We start from the raw sequence: 19,353 nt of genomic DNA, 5'->3' as shown, positions 1-19,353 counted from the left end.
AAATCGGCGAAGCCGACGCCCGAAGGGCGCTCTTGACACTCGCCCCGGAACCGCCACCCTCACAAAAGCCGGGCGGCCATGGGGGCCTTGAAGCCAACGCCTATTCCGACGCCTGTGGAAACAGCAGCACGCCGTCAATGCCACTGAGGCGCCGGCAGAATACTTGCGTGTCAGAAGCCGTCCCGTCCTCGCCCTCCGTCTCCGCCCGCATGAGCCGTCAGAGTTCTCGCGACACGGCCCAAGAGGTGGCGGTCCGACGGCTCCTGTTCGCCTCTGGCCTGCGGTATCGAGTGAATGTGCCGGTACCCGGCATGCCCCGCCGCACGATCGACATCGTATTCAGGAAGGCCAAGATCGCAGTCTTCATGGACGGCTGCTTCTGGCACGGATGCCCTGAACACGCAACGCAACCTCGGACGAACGCAGAGTGGTGGCGGGTCAAGCTGGACCGCAACATGGCGCGTGACGTGGAGACCACTGAGCACCTCCGGGCGGCCGGCTGGGAAGTCCTCAGGTTCTGGGAGCATGAGGCGCCGGGGGATGTGGCACTTCGTGTCGCGGCGGCGGTGGAGCGACGGACGGCCGAACGGACACGGGGGAAGAATCGTTGAGTGGGCTGACTTTTGTCGACGTGTGCTCAGGGGCGGGTGGACTCGCCCTGGGACTGGAGCGGGCAGGCTTCGAGCCGAGACTGCTGCTGGACGAGGACGCCGATGCCTGCCGGACCCTACGAGCCAACCGACCCCACTGGAACGTGCTTCAAGCGGACCTCCTGGACCTCGATCCCAGCGAGCATCCGGAAACCTACGACGTGGACCTGCTGTCCGCGGGACTTCCGCGGGTGAAGTCCAACGCCACGGCCGCTAGGGCCGAGTCGGGTGAGGAGGAACGGCTGCTGAAGGCTGCCGTCTACCTCGCCCACGCGGTAAGGCCTCGGGCGCTGATCGTCGAGAATGTGCCCACGCTCGCACACTCGGACAGATTCCGGGATTTCCGAGAGTTCGCCCGCGCCGAACTGGAGCACCTCGGTTACGAGTTCAGCTGGTTCGTCCTCAACGCCGCCGACTTCGGAGTGCCACAGGACCGCCGGCAGGGGCTTCTGGTGGCGATCAAGAGGCGGTGGTTCGCCTCCTTCCAGCCGCCCTCCCCCACCGTGGCTGACCATGTGTCGGTGGGCGAAGCTCTGGCCCCCTCCATGCGGTCCCGCGGCTGGAAGGACGCCGACCGATGGGCGGCCCAGGCGGTCACCGTGGCTCCGACTCTGGTCGGTGGATCGAAGAACCGTGGTGGGGCGGACCTGGGACCTGCCGGAACCAAACGGAAGTGGGAGAAGCTGGGGGTGAACGCCCACTCGATCGGCGACGAGATCCCGGGACCGGACTTCGTCTGGGCACCGGATCTCGGCAGGGAAGGCCTGGTGCGACTCACCGTGGACCAGACGGCCCTACTCCAGAGCTTCCCCCCGGACTGGGAGATCACCGGCAGAAAGACGGCCCGGTACCGCCAGATCGGCCACGCGTCTCCTCCGCCGGTGGGCGAGGCACTTGGTCGGTCCGTCGCCGACGCGCTGCGTTCCTGAACGAAGAATCTACAGGTCAGAGCAGAAATCTTGACCTGCCGACCGGTCGCACGACAGGGCGGCTAGGCACCTCGACAGCCGGCTACACTTCCACACCATGACCCGAGCACCTCACCCGGACGCAAACCAGGACGAACCCGTCATCGTTGACCTTTTCGCGGGACCCGGGGGCCTGGACATCGCGGCCGAGATGCTCGAATTGCCCACCATTGGCGTGGAATGGGATGAATCGACCCGAGCGACACGTCGCGCCGCGAACCTGCGCACCACCAAGGAACCCGACGTTGCGAAGGTGAACCCGCTCGACTCCGCGGTTGCCTCGGCACGCGTCCTCACTGGTGGTCCGCCCTGCCAGACGTACTCCGTGGCCGGCAACCGTGAGGGCCACAAGGCTCTGGAAGAAGTGAAGGACCTGGCCGAGCGCGTGGGACAGAGTCAGAACGTGAAGGCTCTGGAGCGTGCCTGGGCGGAGGTGAACCGGAGGGCCGAGGAACTGTCGTGGGCCGACGAGCGCACCGGGCTCGTCCTCCAGCCCCTGCGGTGGATCGTCGAGAAGAAGCTCAAGGCCGCTCCCTACGAGGCGGTGGTGCTGGAGCAGGTCCCCACAGTTCTGCCCGTCTGGAGGAAGTACCGCGACATCCTTCGCGAGCTGGGCTATGACGCGGACTGCCACATCCTGCACACCGAGGAGTACGGGGTGCCGCAGACCCGGCGCCGCGCGGTCCTGATCGCCCGTTACCGGGGGACCAGGGGCCAGGGAATCGAGTTCCCCTCGCTGACGCATCAGCGCTATCGCAAGGGGGTGAAGCGCCTCCCCGTTCTGGGCCGCGAAACGCCGCGCCATGACGTCCAGCAGAGCACTCTCTTCGAGTCTCCGGCCAAGCCCCACGGACCAGAGCGTTGGGTCTCTATGCGCGACGCGCTCCAGGAAACCCGTTCCACGGACTTCGTCGTTCGTTCCAACTACGGGTCGGGAGGCGACCCCAAGAAGCGAGGGCTCCGCACCTCCGACATGCCGGCCGCCACGGTCACGGGCAAGGTGCGCCGCAACAAGGTGTTCGAACTCAAGGGCATCGACGACGACGGCGAACCTGAACTGGGTCCGGAACAGGAGCGATTCACGTTCCCCGAGGCAGGCCTGCTCCAGACATTTCCGGCCGAGTACCCCTGGCGAGGCACCGACGTCGCACAGCAGATTGGCAACGCGATCCCACCGCTCCTGGCCATCCATGTCCTGTGTACGGCGCTGGGGCTGGACGAGGATCACAAGATGCGTGCCACAGAAGCGCTGAGATCGTGGCGCCCTCCCCGCCCGTAGGGAGTCGATCAGTCCTCCTCCGCCTCCGCCTGGCCCTCCTCCTTACCCCGGACGGGAGCCTCCGCGAACAGCTCCGCGAAGTGGTCCGTGAGGCGCTCCACCGAGTCCTGCGGAGCACCCTCCTCGGCCGGTCCGGCGGGAAGCGGGCGGTGCTGCACGGAGATACCGGCTTCCGCCTCGTCGATCCATCGCCGCAAAGCCCCGGCATCCCGTTCCACGTCCGCCGCTATCGCGTCGTACATCAGGGTCGCGGCCGCTGTGTTGACGGCCTTACCCAGGGCGTTCGCCTCGCGGCCCGTCCGTACGACCTCCCGGCGCAATAGCCCGACCAGCGCCTGGGCGATGGGTCGGTGATCGATGACGTCCAACCTGAGCACTGTGTTCAGCATGTCCTGGTTGCCGCAGGCCACAACGACCGGTTCGTAGTCGGACCCGTTCCGGAACAGCTCGGCCGACCACCAGAGCCGAGCGAACGCCTGCTTGTGGTAAGGCCCCTTGAAATAACGGGCGTTAACGGTCTTCTTCGATTCGGAGCGGTGCCGCCAGACGACGAAGTCGGGGGCGACGCCGAGAGCCAGATAGTTCCACAGCGCGGAGTCCGCGGCCTCCGCCCGGGTCAGGCGCAGGATCGCATGCAGGCGTGGGGCGAGCCAGGCGTCCGCCTGTGTCGGCCTGTCGTCCCGGTAGATGTACATCGCGTCGTCGATCAGGTCACGCAGCGCGCGAAGTCGCCACCGAGGGCTCTCGGGCAAGGGCTCGGCCGCCTGGTTGAGGGCGATCGCCGGGACACTGTCCTTTCCGGACAACAAACCGTCGCCGATGAACCGCGCCGCGTTCTCGTCGGCCAGCCGAGCCAGGTACTCGGGCAGGTGGTCGGGCCTCTCCGTCATGCCTCGTCCTCACGCTTGAGCTTGTCCAGGCCGCGTACCGTCTCCGTGAGCGCGGCAGGCACACCGGCCCGGCGCATGGCCGCGTACTGAATGCGCGGCTGCAGTTCGGTCCATCCGGTCGCGCCCACCCGCCGGCGGTGTACCTCTCGCAGCGCGTCCTCGAGGGTCCGATCGGGCACGACGTCGGGCAGCATCTCCCTGAGTACCTCGCCTTGCCAGCCGTACGGGAACAGCGGAGTGCCGTCGTCCTCGATCTCCAGTTCTCCGATGGCCGAGTGGAACACCGCGATCCACACGTCGGCAGCCATCTGAGACACCATCAGCTCGTTGACCAGTCCCTCGGGTCCCCGCCCCTCGGCGTTGAGGACGTCCGTCATGCCCTCGAAGTCAGTGTTGATGTGGACCGTGGGGAGTCTGCCCGCGGCGTTCACGATCCACGGGATGTCCACGAAGTTCTGGAGCCAGCGGGGGCCCTTGGCGAACCCGACCTCCTTGATGTCGAAGGTCTGCTCGCGCACGGGCGCATCGCTCCTGGCGTCGACGACCCAGTCGTCGGTCGCCTCCGCGATGATCCGCCCGGGTACGCCGTCGACCGTGGCCACCACCTGTACAGTCAGGACGCCGCGCTCGAAGAGGTCGGCGCGCAGCACCTGAAGTTCACCGCGCCACTCGCGTCCGCCCTCCGACTCGGGAACGAGTCGGGTCGTGACACGCGTGTTGGTCGTCCGGTCGGTCAGCACGGCGACCACCACGACGTCGGACCACGGGCCACCTGGCTCGGTCGCCTTGGACGGAATCGTTGCCGAGACGGTCAGCGCGGCGGTCTCCCAGTCCTCCGTCTCCGCCAGGCCGAGCGCGACGACGCGTTCCGTCACGGAGCGCGCACGCGAGTCGAGCTGTTCACGAGGCTGTTCGGGCGCCTTGACGCTGACCGCGTCGACTCGCAACGAAACCGTGCCGCGCAGCCGCGAGTACGGGAAGACCTTCATTACAGCGACTCCCCTTCACCGGCCCGCAGTTCTACGACGAGCCCGCTCAGACTCGATCTGACGGCATGTGTGGCGGGATCGGTGATCCCACGGAAGGTCGCGGAACGCGCCTTGTCGGCGAAACGCAGAGTGCCGTCCACCACCTCGCAGTTGTCCACTCCCGCCAGCTCGGCCCACGCGATGGTGGGGCGTGGCCCGGAGCGCACGTCGAACTTGGCCACGGGGGCGAGACGCCACGTGTGTCCGCCGGCGGGGATCCTGATCTCGCCGATCACCTGCCAGGCGCCGCTGTCGAGCACTTGGGCGTCCAGCTCCTCCAGGACGGGCAGAGTCGCCGCCGACAGGCGAGGCTTTCTCGTCTTCCCCGTGCCGACGGTCACCTTCTCGGCGAGCCGCCCTCCCCCGGCCTTGGCGCGCTTCTTGGGTCGAGCCACCAACTCCTTGATCGCAGCGTTGGTCTCCCGAGTCAAGGAGGTGATCCGCCGGTACGCGGAGGGCGAGTAGGTGAGCGTCAACTCCTCGGTCTGGCCCCACTTGTTGTGCTCCGGGGGCTCGGCGGCCCGCAGGAACTCCTCGGCCTCTGCGGCGAACGGAGCCTGCCGCCCCGCCGCCGCACCGGTGAGCAACACCGCTTGGAAAGGGTTGGTGGACAGCGACAGACCGGGAACGGCGGCGTCTCGCACCGTCATGCGGTTGCCACGCATCGCCGTGACACGGTTCGGCTTGCCGTCCGCGTCCTCGGCGTCCGTCACCAGGAGCACGGCGCGGTGCTCTCCTCCCTGAGAGGCTCGTCCACCGCCTCTGGCGGGGAGGTTCAGGGGCACGGTGGTTTGGGCGACCTGTCCGGACTCCGTGAGCCGTTCCACGGTCGTACCGTCCAGGAACGCCTTCAAGGCGCGAGTCCGGGAGGGTTGGGCGACCGCGGGATCCACCCGCTGCTCGGCGATGGCCACATCACCATTGCGCAGGGTCCTTACGGATGCCTCCAGCAAGGGCAGTTGGTCCCCTCCGCCGGTCATCGCGGCCCAGAAGTTCTTGCCCAGAGCCCGAACGAGCCGACGATGCATCCGCTGGATGCTGTCGTTGTCCTCGCCCTCGTCGCCCTCGAATGCGGCATTGTCGTCCACAAGGCTCGCCACGTCGTGGGCCCCGACGATCAGGAACGACGTCCCCGGCTCGCCGCTCTCACGCGTGAGGTGCAGGGACGCGACCGTCTCCTCGTCCGCCCACCAGGAGCGCGCCACGCGGGCTCCTGGTGATTCAGGGTCAGGTCGCCCGAGCCACGCCGGGCCGGCCCACGGCTCGCCGTCGACCAGACGCCACGGAAGATCCAGGCGGCCGATGAGCCGTCGCTCGGTGCGGCCCTCGTGCGGCTCCGACAGCGTGGAGTTCATGAGCACGAGCCCAAGCCTGCTGGTGGCCCACAGGGTCGCCTTACCCAGGCCGTACGAACCACCCGCAGAGGTACCGGACTTGTGGCTGTCGAGCTGGCGCCGCACCACCGCCGCGAAGCGCCCGTCGCTGTAGTCGTCGCCCGTCAGACCGGCCGCGTTGTAGTCGTCCACCCGCAGCAGGACGAGTCGGTCGTGCTCGTACATGTCGCGCAGCCCCGCGTCGATGACCCGGCCGACCTTCTGGTCCTGTGCACGGGCCGCCTCGTAGTGCGGGTACAGCTCATCCCACTGGATGGCCTCTCGGAACCTCGCGAGCGTCTCCCCGGTGAGTTCGTGCAGGGTGTAACGGACCCGCACGGGCTGCCCGTTGGCCGTGAGTCGCTCGTCGAGGCTGTTCTGGCAGGTCTCCCGCGCCAGCACCGACACGTCGGCGTCGAAGGCGAACGCGGCCGCGTTGCCCAACTCCCGTCCGCCGTCCGCGTGCCCGGGACGGTGGTACCAGCTCACGGGGAGGCCGGCCTGGGTGTCGGTGGTACGGGTGTGCACCGTGGCCAGGTCGGTGTTCAGGGCGCGAGCAATGCGTTCGATCGTCTCGGTTCGAGGGGTCGCCCGTCCGGTGATCCACGCCGAGACGGCCGCACGCGTCACCTCAACGGCCTGGGCCAACTCGGTCTGGGTCATGTCGGCGAGCTTCAACTGCCGCGCCAGCCATGGACCGAAGTCCTCGCCTGCTTCCACGGTCACCTGCTCTCGGATCCTGCTCCACTTGCGTCGGACAGCAACTCCACCCTACCCGCCTCTTTGACAGCACACCTCCTGTCAAACGTTCTTTGACAGGGACCCGAGGTGCCTGAACCAGTCCCCCAGTTGGGTTTCATTGGATATGCGCCAATTGTCCATTTGGAACTGGCCTATGGAACCGCGCTCTCGAACCCTCTTGCGCATCCTCGACACGGCCGGGTACCGTCCCTCCTGCGGCCCCACCCGCCTCGGAAAAAACAACTCTCCGACGTCCTGGTGGAAGTGTGCCGTCTTTCCCTTCGTCTCCTTTCCGACGGCATCACAGACGACGGCGTGCGGGTCCCCCTTTCACACGCCTGATTCCGTTCTCCGACCCTCCCCAGTCGCCATTCCCGGCTACTCACTGACCGGAAGTGTAGGTCGCATTGCAGAAATGTCATGCCCCGCGCAACGTGGGCATCACTTCCACCAGAAACACACCACGGCCGCCGGAACCATCGCCCCTGAAGCCGCGTCACTGTCATCACCCGCGTACGGCAGTTCACCTGACGTAACGTCACTCCAGGGCAGCATCCGCCCCTACGGACTCTGCCACTTGTCTTCTTGCCCACCAGGCGTCGATCCGGATCGGAGTCCTGTGTCTCCCGAACTGACCCCCGTGCTCAAGACCGTTGTCGATCAGTCCTCTCGTGTGCTCCGGACCTACGCGGTTGATCCCGGCCTCATCCCGGAGCACGCCAACGGTGAAAGGCGGATCACCCAGGGCGGATACGGCGACCGGCAACTCTTCGAGCTGGTCCAGAACGCCGCCGACGAAATCGCCGCCGAGTCCGGTGGCACGACGCACGTCGTTCTCACGGAGACTCATCTCTACTGCGCCAACGAGGGAACTCCGGTCACCCCCGAAGGCGCCGAGACGATTCTCCGGATGAGCATGTCGCGGAAACGCGGCGGCCAGATCGGGCGTTTCGGGGTCGGCGTGAAATCCGTGCTCGTCGTGACCGACACCCCGCAATTCTTCAGCCGCACGGGCTCCTTCGGATTCGACCGGGAGTGGGCGTACGCGCAGATCCGTGCCGTTCCCGAGGTCACGGCTCGCCTGGGCGAGGAGTTCGAGGCTCCGGTGCTGCGCATGGCCCGCCCCTTGGACGAGGCAGCGGAGCGCGCCGCCGACCCGGTGCTCGACGAACTCCTGGGCTGGGCCACCACCGTCGTCCGTCTGCCGCTGCTGGCAGGGGCGGACGACCGGCTCGGCCTGGACATGCACGGGGGGCGTTCGCGTAGCCATGGGCAGGAGCGGGAGGAGTTCCCTGCCGGATTCCAGCTCTTCTCACCGCATGTGTCGAAGGTGGTCCTGGAGGACCGCCGCCCTCGTCCCCTCGCGCGTCGGGTGCTGACCGCAGAGCAGTCCGGTGATCTGCACACCGTGATCGAGGAACGCACCGGGAAACCCACCAGCGCCAACCGCTGGCGAGTCTTCTCCGTCACCCACGAACCCGGCCCGTCGGCCCGGGCCGACGCCGGTGAACTCCACGACCGGGTTTCACTCGACCTCGCCTGGGCCGTGCCCGACATGGAGAAGGACCCGGAGAGCGGTTTGTACGTCAGCCCGAAGGCCCGTGGCCGGGGCCGCTTCTGGTCCTTCTTCCCGACCAAGTACGAGATGTCGCTGAGCGGCATGCTCAACGGAGCCTGGAAGACCAATGAGGACCGGCAGAACCTCCTGGACTCCTCTCCCTTCAACCAGGAAATGATCAAGGTGGCGGCGGCCCTGGTCGTCGACTCCCTCCCCCGCCTGGCCCCCGGCGAGGACCCGGCCGCCTATCTTCCCCTGCTGCCCGGCCGTGTGAAGGAGGCCATCAGCTGGGCCGACGGATACCTCACCCAGGAGATCTGGGCTCGAAGCGCGACCCGCCCCTCGCTGCCCGACCAGGACGGCGTTCTGTGCGTCCCCGGCGAGCTGCGCGTGCATCCCCGATTCGACAAGGACCAGAAGCGGCTTGCCGGTTGGCTGCGGATGTGGCACGACTGCCCCGGCCGGCCCTCGAACTGGCTGCATCCCAGTGTGGAGGCCGACTCCCTGCGCTCCGGAAAGGTCGAGCACATCCTCGCCGCGGCCGGCCACGGGCGAACCGACGTCCGCACGTGGCTGGAGGCGCTGGTCGAGAGCGGCAGCGTCGAGGCGTCGGCGGTGGCCATCAGCATCCTCGCGGACATGATCGAGATCCGTTCCCCGTACGCCGAGGAGGCGCGGAAGGCCCGGATCGTACTGACCGAGTCGCACGGCCTCGTCGCCCCTGTGCACGGCAGGGTGTTCCGCCGCGCCGATCAGGGTGGGCTGCCCGAGTCTTTGGTGTACGTGGCGGACGGGATCGCCCAGGACCCGTCGCTCGCCCACGCGCTCAACGTTGTCGGCATCCGGGAGGCCGATGTCGAGGGCCGCTTCGTCAGCGTCCTCGACCAGGGCTTCGACGGCTACGGAGACACCGAGTGGGAGCGGTTCTGGGAACTGTTCCGGCAGGCCGGGGTGCGCCGACTCGCCCACAAGGTCATCGAGACGGTGCCGAAGCCGCGGGAGACCCTGCGAGTGCGGACCGCCGACGGGAAGTTCCGGCCGGTGCGGGACTGCATGCTGCCCGGTGCGGTGGTGGACGCACAGCGTGACCCGAGCATCGCTGTCGACAAGAAATTCCACTCCGACGACCTCCCCTTCTTCTCGGAGATCGGTCTACGCGAGCGTCCCTCCGCCGCGATGCGGCCGGAGGGCGAGCCCTGGTTCGAGGAGTACCGGGAAGCGGTCCACTCCGCCTACCTGCGCACCCTGGACGCGCACGCCCCTCGACCGTCCCTCAATCGGATCAAGGTGGAGGGCTCCGCGATCGGCGGCCCGCTGCACCTGTTCCGCTCGCTCTCGGAGGAGTCCCGCGCGGCCTTCCTTAGGGCGCTGCCCGACGACGCCGTGGTGGACAACTGGACCAGACAGATCGGCTCGCAGTCGGGCACGCGACAGGCCGTGGTCTCGCCGATCCGTTGGATGCTCAGGAAGTACGGGACCGTCGCCACGTCCCAGGGAATCAAGCCGCTGAGGGAGGCCGTTGGGCCGCAGCTCGCCGCCTACCGGGACGTGCTGCCGGTTGCCGGCATCTCCCCGGAGAAGGCCCGCAAGCTGCGCCTTCCGACCACGGTCGACGAGGTTCCGGCCGAGCGCTGGGACACGCTGCTCGCCGAGGTGTCCCGCAGCGAGGACGACACCTTCGTCGGAACCGGCTACGTCATGCTGACCCGGTTCGGCGCCGACTTCCCCGAGGGCTCCCTCACCCGTTGCCGGATCGGCGATACCTGGAGCACCCGTCCCGACGACGAGATCACCGTTGCCGTCGGCGCCGCGGAGTACCGGGCGTTGCGCGCCGAACAACTGCCCGCGCTGCTCGTGGCCACTACCGAGGACGCCGAGCTGATGGTCGAGAAGTGGGGCATGCTCCGCTACGCCGACGTGATCAGCCGGGAGACCCGTGAGGTCCCGGACAGCGACCCGGTCCCTCTCGTTGAGCTGTACCCGGCGCTGCGTCAGCGGTTGAACAGCAGCAACCGGAACTGTCTGGTTCAGCGGTGTGCAGAGCTGGAGGAGGTGACCCGCACCCCGAACGGCGCCCACGCCACTGCGTTGGACGCTGTGCGTCAGGGCGACACGGTCAAGGTCCGTGTCCCGCTCGACAGCGAGCCCATGCTGCGCCTGATCGACCGCGAGTTGGGACTCGGCCTCGGCGCGGCGGGCTGCCGGTCGGTGCTGGAGCACCAGGACCGCATGGCACGGGACAGCGAGACGAAGGCCGCGCTGAAGGCCGTACGCGAGGCCCAGGACGTGGTCACCAAGATCGAGCTGATGATCGGTGCCGAGGCCCTTCGGGCCGGGCTGCCCGAGGGCCTGATGGAAGCGGAGTTGCGGGAGACCGGCGGTGTGGAGCCGTCCGGACACCGGGTCGCGCAGATGTCGTTCAACGCGCACGGCGACGGAGTGCTCAAGCAGCACGCCCGGGACATCCAGGCCAAGTTCCCCAACGCGCCGGTCGGGTACACGGGTTCGTCGCAGGCCATCGCCTTCGTCTCGGACCTCAGGCTGCCCGTGTCCTTCGCCGGTTCCAGGACGCCGGCGCCGCCGGCCTTCGAGACCGTGGACGGCCCGCAGGACTTTCCCCGGCTCCACGTCTACCAGGAGAACCTGGTGAGGAACATCTCCGGCCTGCTCGACCGGCTGGCCCCGCAGCGCGGCATGCTGTCTCTGCCCACCGGCGCCGGCAAGACCCGGGTCACCGCCGAAGCCGTGATCCGCTGGGTCAAGCAGGCCGGTGACCTCGAGGGCCCGTTGCTGTGGATCGCGCAGACCGAGGAACTGTGCGAACAGGCCGTACAAAGCTGGAAGTTCGTGTGGAGCAAGGTGGGGGCCGAGCGTCCGCTCACCATCAGCCGGTTGTGGAGCACCAACGAGGTGGGGGACGTGACCGACCACCCGCACCTGGTGGTGGCCACGGACGCCAAGCTGGAACGGTGCCTGGGCACCCAGCAGTACGCCTGGCTGCGACAGGCCGCGCTGGTGATGGTGGACGAGGCGCACACCGCCACGTCCAAGCGGTACACCCAGATCCTCGGGCAGTTGGGCCTCACCCAGTACGAGACCCAACGGCACCTGCTCGGCCTGACCGCCACCCCGTTCCGCAACACCAACGAGGAGGAGACCCGCCGTCTGGTCAACCGCTTCGGCAACCGGCGGCTCGACGAGGGTGTCTTCCCGTCCGGTGATCCGTACCGAGACCTTCAGGAGTGGGGAATGCTCGCTCAGGTCGAGCACCGGACCCTGGAGGGCGGCCGGATCGAGCTGACCCGGGACGAGAAGGCACATGCCGAGCAGATGGCGATGCTCTCCCGCGCCGCCGAGCAGCGCCTCGCCGACGACCACGCGCGCAGCCGCCGCATCGTCGACGAGGTGGCCGGGCTGCCGGAGGACTGGCCGACCCTGCTCTTCGCCACCTCTGTGGATCACGCCAAGTACCTTGCGGCCATGCTCAACGACCGTCGGATCCCGGCCGCCGCCGTGGACTCGACCACCAGCGCCCAGGACCGGCGCCGGCGGATCGAGGACTTCCGTGCGGGACGGATCCGGGTACTCACCAACTACGGCGTCCTGACCCAGGGATTCGACGCCCCCGCCACCCGGGTCGTGGTGGTGGCCCGCCCGGTCTACAGCACCAACGTCTACCAGCAGATGATCGGGCGCGGCCTGCGCGGCCGCAAGAACGGCGGCAAGGACACCTGCCTGATCCTCAACGTCAGCGACAACATCGCGAACTTCGACACCCAGCTGGCCTTCACCCAGTTCGAACACCTCTGGAGCGGTGAGTGACCGACGCCTACCTCGACAGCCCGCAACTCACCGAGGAGCAGCGGGCCGTGGTCGAGCAGCCCTGGGACGCCCGTGTCCTGGTCACGGCCGGGGCGGGGGCGGGCAAGACGCACACCTTGGTGCGTCGGCTCGACGCGCTGTGCGGGCACGAGGACCCGGAGGAGGCGCTGGAGGCCGCCGAGATCCTGGTGCTCACCTTCTCCCGGGCCGCCGCGCGCGAATTGCGGGAGCGGATCGCCCGGCACGGTGAGCGGGCCCGCCGGGTCCGGGCGCAGACCTTCGACGCCTTCGCGTACGGAGTGGTCCGCCAGGCCTACCCGGACCGCGAGTGGGCGGCGGTCGGCTTCGAGGAGCGGCTCATGGCCGCGGCCGGGGCGATCGAGAAGGGTGCGCTGGAATCCGGCGACGCCGTTCCGCCCGCCCATGTGGTGATCGACGAGGCACAGGATGTGTTGGCCGAACGTCGGGAACTCGTGGAGGCGCTGCTCGACCGCTACCAGAGCAGCTGCGGCTTCACCGTGGTCGGTGACGCCGCTCAGTGCGTGTACGGCTTCCAGATCGACGACCTGACCGAACGTGCCGCCGAGACCGGCCGGTTCTTCGACTGGCTGCGTCGCTCGTACCCCGACGACCTCATGGAGCTGCGCCTCACCGAGAACTTCCGAGCCGTCACCCCCGAGGCGCGACTCGCGCTGGCGCACGGTCCCCGGCTCCAGCAGCTCACCGAGGCCGACGAGGCGGCGACGCTCTACGAGGAGTTGCGAGAGCTGCTCCTGGCCCCGGTGAACGGCCTCGGTGATCTCGCCGCCCCGTCCACCTTGATCGGTTTGCGGTCGTTCACCGACACCTGCGCGATTCTGACCCGCGACAACCGACAGGCCCTGGTCGTGTCCGCGCTGCTCCACGAGCACGACATCGACCACCGACTCCGCCGCCCTCTCGAGGAGAGGCCTGTGCCTTACTGGGTGGCCGAGTTGTTGCGCCGCTCCGAGGCCACCGGCCTCACCGAGGACCGGTTCCGATCGCTGCTCGCGGCGATCCCCCTGCCGTACGAGCCGAACCCGGCCGCCCTGTGGACCGTGCTGCGGCGGGCCACACGCGGGAGCGGGCGCAAGGTGCTCGACCTGGACCGGCTGCGCCGTCTGGTCGCCGACGGTCGCTTCCCCGACGAGGCCGCCGACCCGGAGACCGTACGGATCCTGGTCTCCACCGTGCACCAGGCCAAGGGCCTGGAGTTCGATCGGGTGATCGTGCTGACCCCGCCGACCGTAGCCGAACTGCGCAAGCAGCACGACTCCGAACTTGACCTGCCGGCCGAGGCCCGCGCCCTGTACGTGGCGACGACCCGCGCCCGTCAGGATCTGTTCCACGCCGCCTCTCCCAGGATGCCGATCATCAAGCGGGCCGGTGGCCGGAAGAACGGTCGTCGCTACGTCGGCACCTGGCGCTCGTACGACCGACTGGGCATCGTCGCCGAGGCAGGCGACATCTGCCCGGACAACCCGCCCGGACACGATGCCGACGCCGCCGCGACCCAGACATACCTCCTGGAGCGTGTCCGCCCGGGCGGCGAGGTCATGCTGCGCAAGCGGCACGACATGCCGCTCGGCGAGCGGCAGAGCCCGCCGTACGCCCTGCTGCACGAGGGGCAGGAGATCGGCGAGGCGTCGCAGCGGTTCCGGGAGGAACTGTTCCGGGTGCAGAAGGTGAACGGTGGATGGGACCCCTGGTGGCCCGACGAGATCCACGGCATACGAGTGGACACGCTGGAGACCGTGACGGGCAGCACCGCCGCCGGAGCCAACGCCGGCCTCGGTGACCGGGGTGTGTGGATCGCGCCCCGGATCACCGGCATCGGCTGGTACCGGCGGGCCGAGGACAACGAGGAGAAGAGCGCATGACGCACGTGGAAGGCCGGCACGCCGAGCACTACCGGGTCCGGGACGAGGAACTCCTGGTGGGACTGCGCCGTGAACTCCTCGGTCCCGCCCCCGACGCCGCTCCGGACGACCGGGACGAGATCCTCACCCAGGACGCTCCGATCGACCGCTACCTGGTCGGCGTCCTCTACCCGAGGGCCGCGGACACGGCCGCCGAGGAGCGGATGCGCGAGGACGACGCCGAGCACGACGGCCCGGACGACGCCCCGGTGAGCGCCCGAGACAGCGTCGAGGAGTCGGGCACAGCACAGGAAGTCGGTGCCGCCGGGTCCCGCCGTCCCTCGTCGATGGGCCTCACGTTCGCGGTCGACCCGACCATAAGCGAGGCGATCGTGATCCGGGCGCGGGCCGCGCTCTACGAGCCGACCGACGCCGACGGCCGTCCCGTCCCGGCGCGTCGGGCCGAGGCTCGCACGACCTCTGACCAGCTGGAACACTGGCGACGCAAAGTGCTCGCGCTGCCGGAGACCACGGTCGACGTGACCACGCCCGCACCTGATCTGAGGTTCGACCTCGGATCCCACGTCGCCCTGCGCGTAAACGTACGGCGCCCCGACGCCGTCATCGGGACGGTCACGGTCACAGTGACGCTGGTCAACACCCAGAAGGTCGGCGAACGTGAACTCCAGGACGCTTTCTCGCTCTTCCAGTGCGGGCTGACGGTCCGCGCGGCCAACGGCTCCAGCGCCTTCGTCGAGCGCGCCGCCCCGGCCGCCGCGCACGACCCCGATGTCGCCGCCAGCCGCCTGCTCCACCGCCATGCCCCGACCTTCGCCGTCGGCCACGGCTGCGCCGCCGAATGGGACTGGACGCCGCCGCCGATCGGCATGACCGACTCCGTACGGGCCGCGGTGACCGAGGTACGCAGCGAGTTCGTGCCCACCGTCGAGGTGCTGCTCACCGACTCGAACCCGGAGATCGACAGCTCCGCCCTGTCCATGCTGGGCCTCGCCGAGGGAACCGACGCCGAGGTCCTGGCCGCTCTCGGGGCGCTCGCCGCAGGCTACGAACGCTGGATCGACCGCAAGGAGACCGAGGCCGACGCGCTGGCGGGCAGCACGCAGGAGAAGCCCGCCCGCGACCAGGTCAGGGCCTGTCACGAAGCGCTCGGCCGGATTCGCGAAGGCATCGAACTGCTGGGCACCAAGCCCGACGTGATGCAGGCCTTCCGGCTCGCCAACCGCGCCATGGCCGATCAGCGCGCCCGCAGCGCTTGGATCAAGGGCGGCCGAGCAGGCGCCCCCGACCCGGCCGCCGGCCGGTGGCGTCCCTTTCAGATCGCGTTTGTGCTGCTCTGCCTGGCCGGCATCGACGATCCCCAGCACCCCGACCGCAAGGTCTCCGACCTGCTGTGGTTCCCCACCGGTGGCGGCAAGACCGAGGCGTACCTCGGGCTGATCGCCCTCACCGCCTTCCTGCGCCGCATCCGGCGCGGCGCGGAGGGTGGCGGCGTCACCGTACTCATGCGCTACACGCTGCGGCTGCTCACCCTCCAGCAGTTCGAGCGTGCCGCGATCCTGCTCTGCGCGATGGAGCGCATGCGCCTCGCGGCTCGCGCCGAGCTGGGCGAGGAGGAGTTCTCCCTCGGCATGTGGGTCGGCCGCTCGGCCACGCCCAACACCCTTGAGGAGGCCGACGCCAAGCTCACCGAACTCCGCGGGGACCTCGACAAGCGCCTCGCGACCGAGAATCCGGTCCAGCTGCACGCCTGCCCGTGGTGCGGCACCCGCCTCGACGCCCGCGATTACGAGGTCGACCTGGACGACAAGCGGATGTACGTCCGCTGCCCGGGTACCGACTGTGACTTCGCCGACGGCCTGCCCGTCCACCTGATCGACGAGGCGGTGTATCACGCTCGGCCGACTCTGGTGATCGCCACCGTCGACAAGTTCGCCTCCATGCCGTGGCGTCCGGCCACCGCCGCGCTGTTCAACCTCGACGACTCGACCGACAACACCCCGCCGCCGGAGCTGATCGTCCAGGACGAACTCCATCTGATTTCCGGCCCGTTGGGAACACTCACCGGCCTCTACGAGACCGCTGTGGACGCGCTGGCCGGCCGGCCCAAGGTGATCGCCTCCACGGCGACCATCCGTCGCGCCGCCGACCAGGGCCGCAGCCTCTTCGACCGCGCCGTCCGCCAGTTCCCGCCCGCCGGCCTGGACTCCCGCGACTCCTGGTTTGCCGTGGAGACGCCCCGTGATGAGAAGGCGAGCCGCCGCTACGTCGGCCTCCTTGCCCCCGGCACCAGCCAGTCCACCCTCCTCATCCGTACGTACGCCACCCTGCTGCACCGGGCGAAGCACGCACGGACCGCGGACGAGGTGCGCGACGCGTACTGGAGCCTCGTCGGCTACTTCAACAGCCTCCGGCTGCTGTCCGCCGCCGAACTCCAGGTCCACGACGACGTGGTGGCCTATCTGGAACTGCTCGCCGAGCGTGAAGGGGTGGACGTCCGCTCCACCGCCAACTACTCGGAGCTGACGAGCCGGATCGACGCCAGCGAGATCCCGGCCCGCCTCAAGGGCATCGAGAAGAAACTCCCCGACGAGGACACCGTGGACGTCCTCCTCGCCACGAACATGATCGCGGTCGGCGTCGACGTGGATCGGCTCGGCCTGATGGCCGTGATGGGCCAGCCGCAGACCACCGCCGAGTACATCCAGGCCACCAGCCGCGTCGGCCGTGCCCATCCCGGTCTGGTCGCCGTCATGCTCAACGCGACCCGTTCCCGAGACCGCTCGCACTACGAGAACTTCCTGCACTTCCACTCCGCCCTCTACCGCGAGGTGGAGTCCACCTCCGTCACTCCCTTCTCTGCCCGGGCCCGCGAGCGCGGCCTGCACGCGGTGATCGTCGCCCTGGCCCGCATCCTGATCCCCGAGGCCCGCCCCAACGACGCCGCCGGCCGGGTCGAGTCCTATGAGCACCGGCTCCGTCGGGACATCAAGGACATCCTCATGAAACGCGCCGACAGCGTCATCCCGGAAGAGAAAGAGGCCGTCTCCCGCGCCTTCGACGAGTTCGTCGACTGGTGGTGCGACGAGGCCGAGCTGCACGGCGGCCTGCTCTTCGAGCCCCAGAGGGGCAAACGCACGCCGTCGCTCCTGAAGTCGTACGACGACGAGTCCGAGGACGCCGAGGCATGGCCCACCCTGTGGAGCCTGCGCGACGTCGACGCCGAGTCCGCCCTGTTCATGGAGGCATCCCGATGACCCCGCCCCCCGCGCGCCGCCGCCGTACCGGCACGGCCGGTCAGGCTCCCGCCCACAACCTGCTCCGTCGGGGCGCTGTCCGCCGCTCCCAGATGATCACCACGTACGGTGTCGGATCGCTTGTCGCCGTCGACCACGAGTCGTTCGTCGTCTCCGGCCTGGACGGGGCCGCTGAACACTGGAACCCCGACGAATCCCCCCGGATATACGAGCGGCGGCTCGCCCGACTCCTCGGCGTCCAGCACTTCCGGCTGCCTCCGGCCTCCGACGACAACAGCAAGGACGGCGTCCGCGTCCGCCGCTTCCCGATCATGCACTCCTGCCCCGAGTGCAACGAGCTGCGTCGGCACCGGGACTTCACGCCGCCGCCCGGCAGAAGCGTCTGCGGCACGTGCGAGGCAGACCTGGTCCCCTCCCGCTTCGTCATCGCCTGCGAGGCAGGACACCTCGACGAGTTTCCCTACTGGCACTGGGTCCATCGTGCGACCGGTGCGGGCGCGACCACCGCGGGTCAGTGCGGAGGGACGCTCAAGCTGCGCTCCTCCGGACGCAGCTCTTCCCTCCGCTCGATCCTCGTCTCCTGCACCTGCGGGGTGCCGGAGGTCTCCATGGAGGGCTCCTTCCGCAAGAGCGCCCTAAAGGATCTCGGTCTCCGCTGCCGCGGCACCCGTCCCTGGCTCGGTACGTCCGTGCCCGCCCAGTCCTGTGGCCTCAGCCCCCGCACCCTCCAGCGTGGTTCCTCCGCCGTGTGGCAACCGGTGCTGAAGTCGGCGCTCTCCATCCCGCCGTGGAGCGACGGCCGTGCCGATCCGCTCGCCGAGCACTGGGACGAACTACGCAAGCTGAGCAGCCGCGAAGAGGTGGAGATGTGCCTCAAGTTCGCCTTCAAGGGCGAGAGCCCGGTCCCCGTCGACGAGGTGATGGCGTTCCTGGACGCCGAACGCGAGGAGGACCCCACCGGCGACGAGCCTCCCACCTTCGACCGCCGAGACCATGCCCTGCGCAACAAGGAGTACGAGCGGCTCCGCGCAGGGAACGACGAACGCGAGCGCTCCCGCGACGAACAGTTCATCTGCGAGACTCCGCTCGGCGACCCGACTGTCCTCCACCCGCTGGGCGTCACCGGCCCGATGCTGGTGAAGAAGCTGCGCGAGGTCCGCGCCCTCAAGGCGTTCACCCGACTCGCCGATCCCGACTCGCCGACCGAGGGCAGGGAGGCCGCGCTCTCCGCGTCGGAACTGACCTGGCTGCCGGCGATGGAGGTCCGCGGCGAGGGCGTCTTCCTCCGTCTCGACGCCGACCGACTCGATGCGTGGTCGCGCGCGACCGCGGTGGCGGCGCGCGCCGAGCGGATACGCACCGCACACATGCGGGTCATGGAGCAGCGCGCCACCGACCCGAGCCGGGTACCGCCCTCCCCGGCCACCCCCCGCATGGTGCTGCTCCACACCCTGGCTCATGTCCTCATCAACGAATGGAGTCTCGACGCCGGTTACCCCGCCGCGGCTCTCCGCGAGCGCCTCTACGCCGACGACAACATGGCGGGAGTCCTCGTCTACACGGCGACGAGCGACTCCGCCGGCAGCCTGGGCGGGCTTGTCGCCCAAGGCGAACCGGACCGCCTCGCCCGGACGATCCGCTCGGCCGTGCGCCGCGCCGAATGGTGTTCCTCCGACCCTCTCTGCGTCGAGGCGGAGGCCTCCGGCACCGGCGGCACCAACCTCGCCGCCTGCCACGCCTGCGTGATGCTTCCCGAGACGAGCTGCGAGCACAACAACGTCCTGCTCGACCGCGCACTGCTCGTCGGTACTCCGGACGACCCCGATGTGGGCTTCTTCGCGAACATATGACATCGACGGTCGTTGTCGAACCCGGAATGAGACAGCGCA

10 protein-coding genes are annotated in these 19,353 nt (G+C 69.0%); 7 read left to right on the top strand and 3 right to left on the bottom strand.

The features are described 5' to 3' along the window. The first annotated feature begins 209 nt into the window (after positions 1-209). From SSP24_RS36535 to SSP24_RS36525, 3 genes are all read left to right on the top strand, one after another. Positions 210-611: a very short patch repair endonuclease gene (locus SSP24_RS36535; RefSeq protein ID WP_141314552.1), complete on the top strand. Its 402-nt coding sequence runs from the start codon at positions 210-212 to the stop codon at positions 609-611. Continuing rightward, complete coding sequence (locus SSP24_RS36530; RefSeq protein ID WP_141314544.1) at positions 608-1,579, top strand: DNA cytosine methyltransferase; 972 nt, start codon at positions 608-610, stop codon at positions 1,577-1,579. Before SSP24_RS36535 ends, SSP24_RS36530 begins: the two co-directional genes overlap by 4 nt. 97 nt (positions 1,580-1,676) lie before the next feature. Further along, positions 1,677-2,897 (top strand): DNA cytosine methyltransferase, encoded by a 1,221-nt coding sequence (locus tag SSP24_RS36525; RefSeq protein ID WP_141314542.1) that lies wholly within the window; start codon positions 1,677-1,679, stop codon positions 2,895-2,897. 8 nt (positions 2,898-2,905) lie between these two features. Here SSP24_RS36525 and SSP24_RS36520 read toward each other — a convergent pair whose 3' ends face one another. Genes SSP24_RS36520 through SSP24_RS36510 form a run of 3 tightly spaced genes read right to left on the bottom strand, consistent with a single transcriptional unit; the run spans position 2,906 to position 6,908 of the window. Further along, complete coding sequence (locus SSP24_RS36520; RefSeq protein ID WP_141314540.1) at positions 2,906-3,787, bottom strand: DUF6339 family protein; 882 nt, start codon at positions 3,785-3,787, stop codon at positions 2,906-2,908. Further along, entirely contained in the window at positions 3,784-4,776 is a 993-nt protein-coding gene (locus SSP24_RS36515; RefSeq protein WP_141314538.1) for a hypothetical protein, read from the bottom strand. The genes SSP24_RS36520 and SSP24_RS36515 overlap by 4 nt, the downstream gene beginning before the upstream one ends. Next, positions 4,776-6,908 carry a helix-turn-helix transcriptional regulator gene (locus SSP24_RS36510; RefSeq protein ID WP_141314550.1) on the bottom strand — a complete coding sequence of 711 codons (2,133 nt, stop codon included), beginning with the start codon at positions 6,906-6,908 and terminating at the stop codon, positions 4,776-4,778. Before SSP24_RS36510 ends, SSP24_RS36515 begins: the two co-directional genes overlap by 1 nt. Positions 6,909-7,548: 640 nt before the next feature. Here SSP24_RS36510 and SSP24_RS36505 point away from each other — a divergent pair. The 4 genes from SSP24_RS36505 to drmB are packed head-to-tail and all read left to right on the top strand — an operon-like array spanning position 7,549 to position 19,314. Then, positions 7,549-12,309: a DEAD/DEAH box helicase gene (locus SSP24_RS36505; protein ID WP_141314536.1), complete on the top strand. Its 4,761-nt coding sequence runs from the start codon at positions 7,549-7,551 to the stop codon at positions 12,307-12,309. Further along, positions 12,306-14,210, top strand: coding sequence for a UvrD-helicase domain-containing protein (locus tag SSP24_RS36500; protein ID WP_141314534.1), 1,905 nt, complete (start codon positions 12,306-12,308; stop codon positions 14,208-14,210). Before SSP24_RS36505 ends, SSP24_RS36500 begins: the two co-directional genes overlap by 4 nt. Continuing rightward, positions 14,207-17,464 (top strand): helicase-related protein, encoded by a 3,258-nt coding sequence (locus SSP24_RS36495; protein ID WP_141314532.1) that lies wholly within the window; start codon positions 14,207-14,209, stop codon positions 17,462-17,464. The genes SSP24_RS36500 and SSP24_RS36495 overlap by 4 nt, the downstream gene beginning before the upstream one ends. Next, positions 17,461-19,314: an MrfA Zn-binding domain-containing protein gene (gene drmB, locus SSP24_RS36490; protein WP_141314530.1), complete on the top strand. Its 1,854-nt coding sequence runs from the start codon at positions 17,461-17,463 to the stop codon at positions 19,312-19,314. The genes SSP24_RS36495 and drmB overlap by 4 nt, the downstream gene beginning before the upstream one ends. The last annotated feature ends 39 nt before the right edge of the window (positions 19,315-19,353 follow it).

Source organism: Streptomyces spinoverrucosus (genome assembly GCF_006539505.1).
Taxonomy (GTDB): domain Bacteria; phylum Actinomycetota; class Actinomycetes; order Streptomycetales; family Streptomycetaceae; genus Streptomyces; species Streptomyces spinoverrucosus.
This window is presented reverse-complemented; position numbering and strand designations above follow the sequence as displayed.

Bases quoted from the DNA above. Each gene is read 5' to 3' on its own strand.
- SSP24_RS36495 (WP_141314532.1), top strand. From the start codon at position 14,207: ATGACGCACGTGGAAGGCCGGCACGCCGAGCACTACCGGGTCCGGGAC.
- SSP24_RS36515 (WP_141314538.1), bottom strand. From the start codon at position 4,776: ATGAAGGTCTTCCCGTACTCGCGGCTGCGCGGCACGGTTTCGTTGCGA.
- drmB (WP_141314530.1), top strand. From the start codon at position 17,461: ATGACCCCGCCCCCCGCGCGCCGCCGCCGTACCGGCACGGCCGGTCAG.
- SSP24_RS36520 (WP_141314540.1), bottom strand. From the start codon at position 3,787: ATGACGGAGAGGCCCGACCACCTGCCCGAGTACCTGGCTCGGCTGGCC.
- SSP24_RS36525 (WP_141314542.1), top strand. From the start codon at position 1,677: ATGACCCGAGCACCTCACCCGGACGCAAACCAGGACGAACCCGTCATC.
- SSP24_RS36535 (WP_141314552.1), top strand. From the start codon at position 210: ATGAGCCGTCAGAGTTCTCGCGACACGGCCCAAGAGGTGGCGGTCCGA.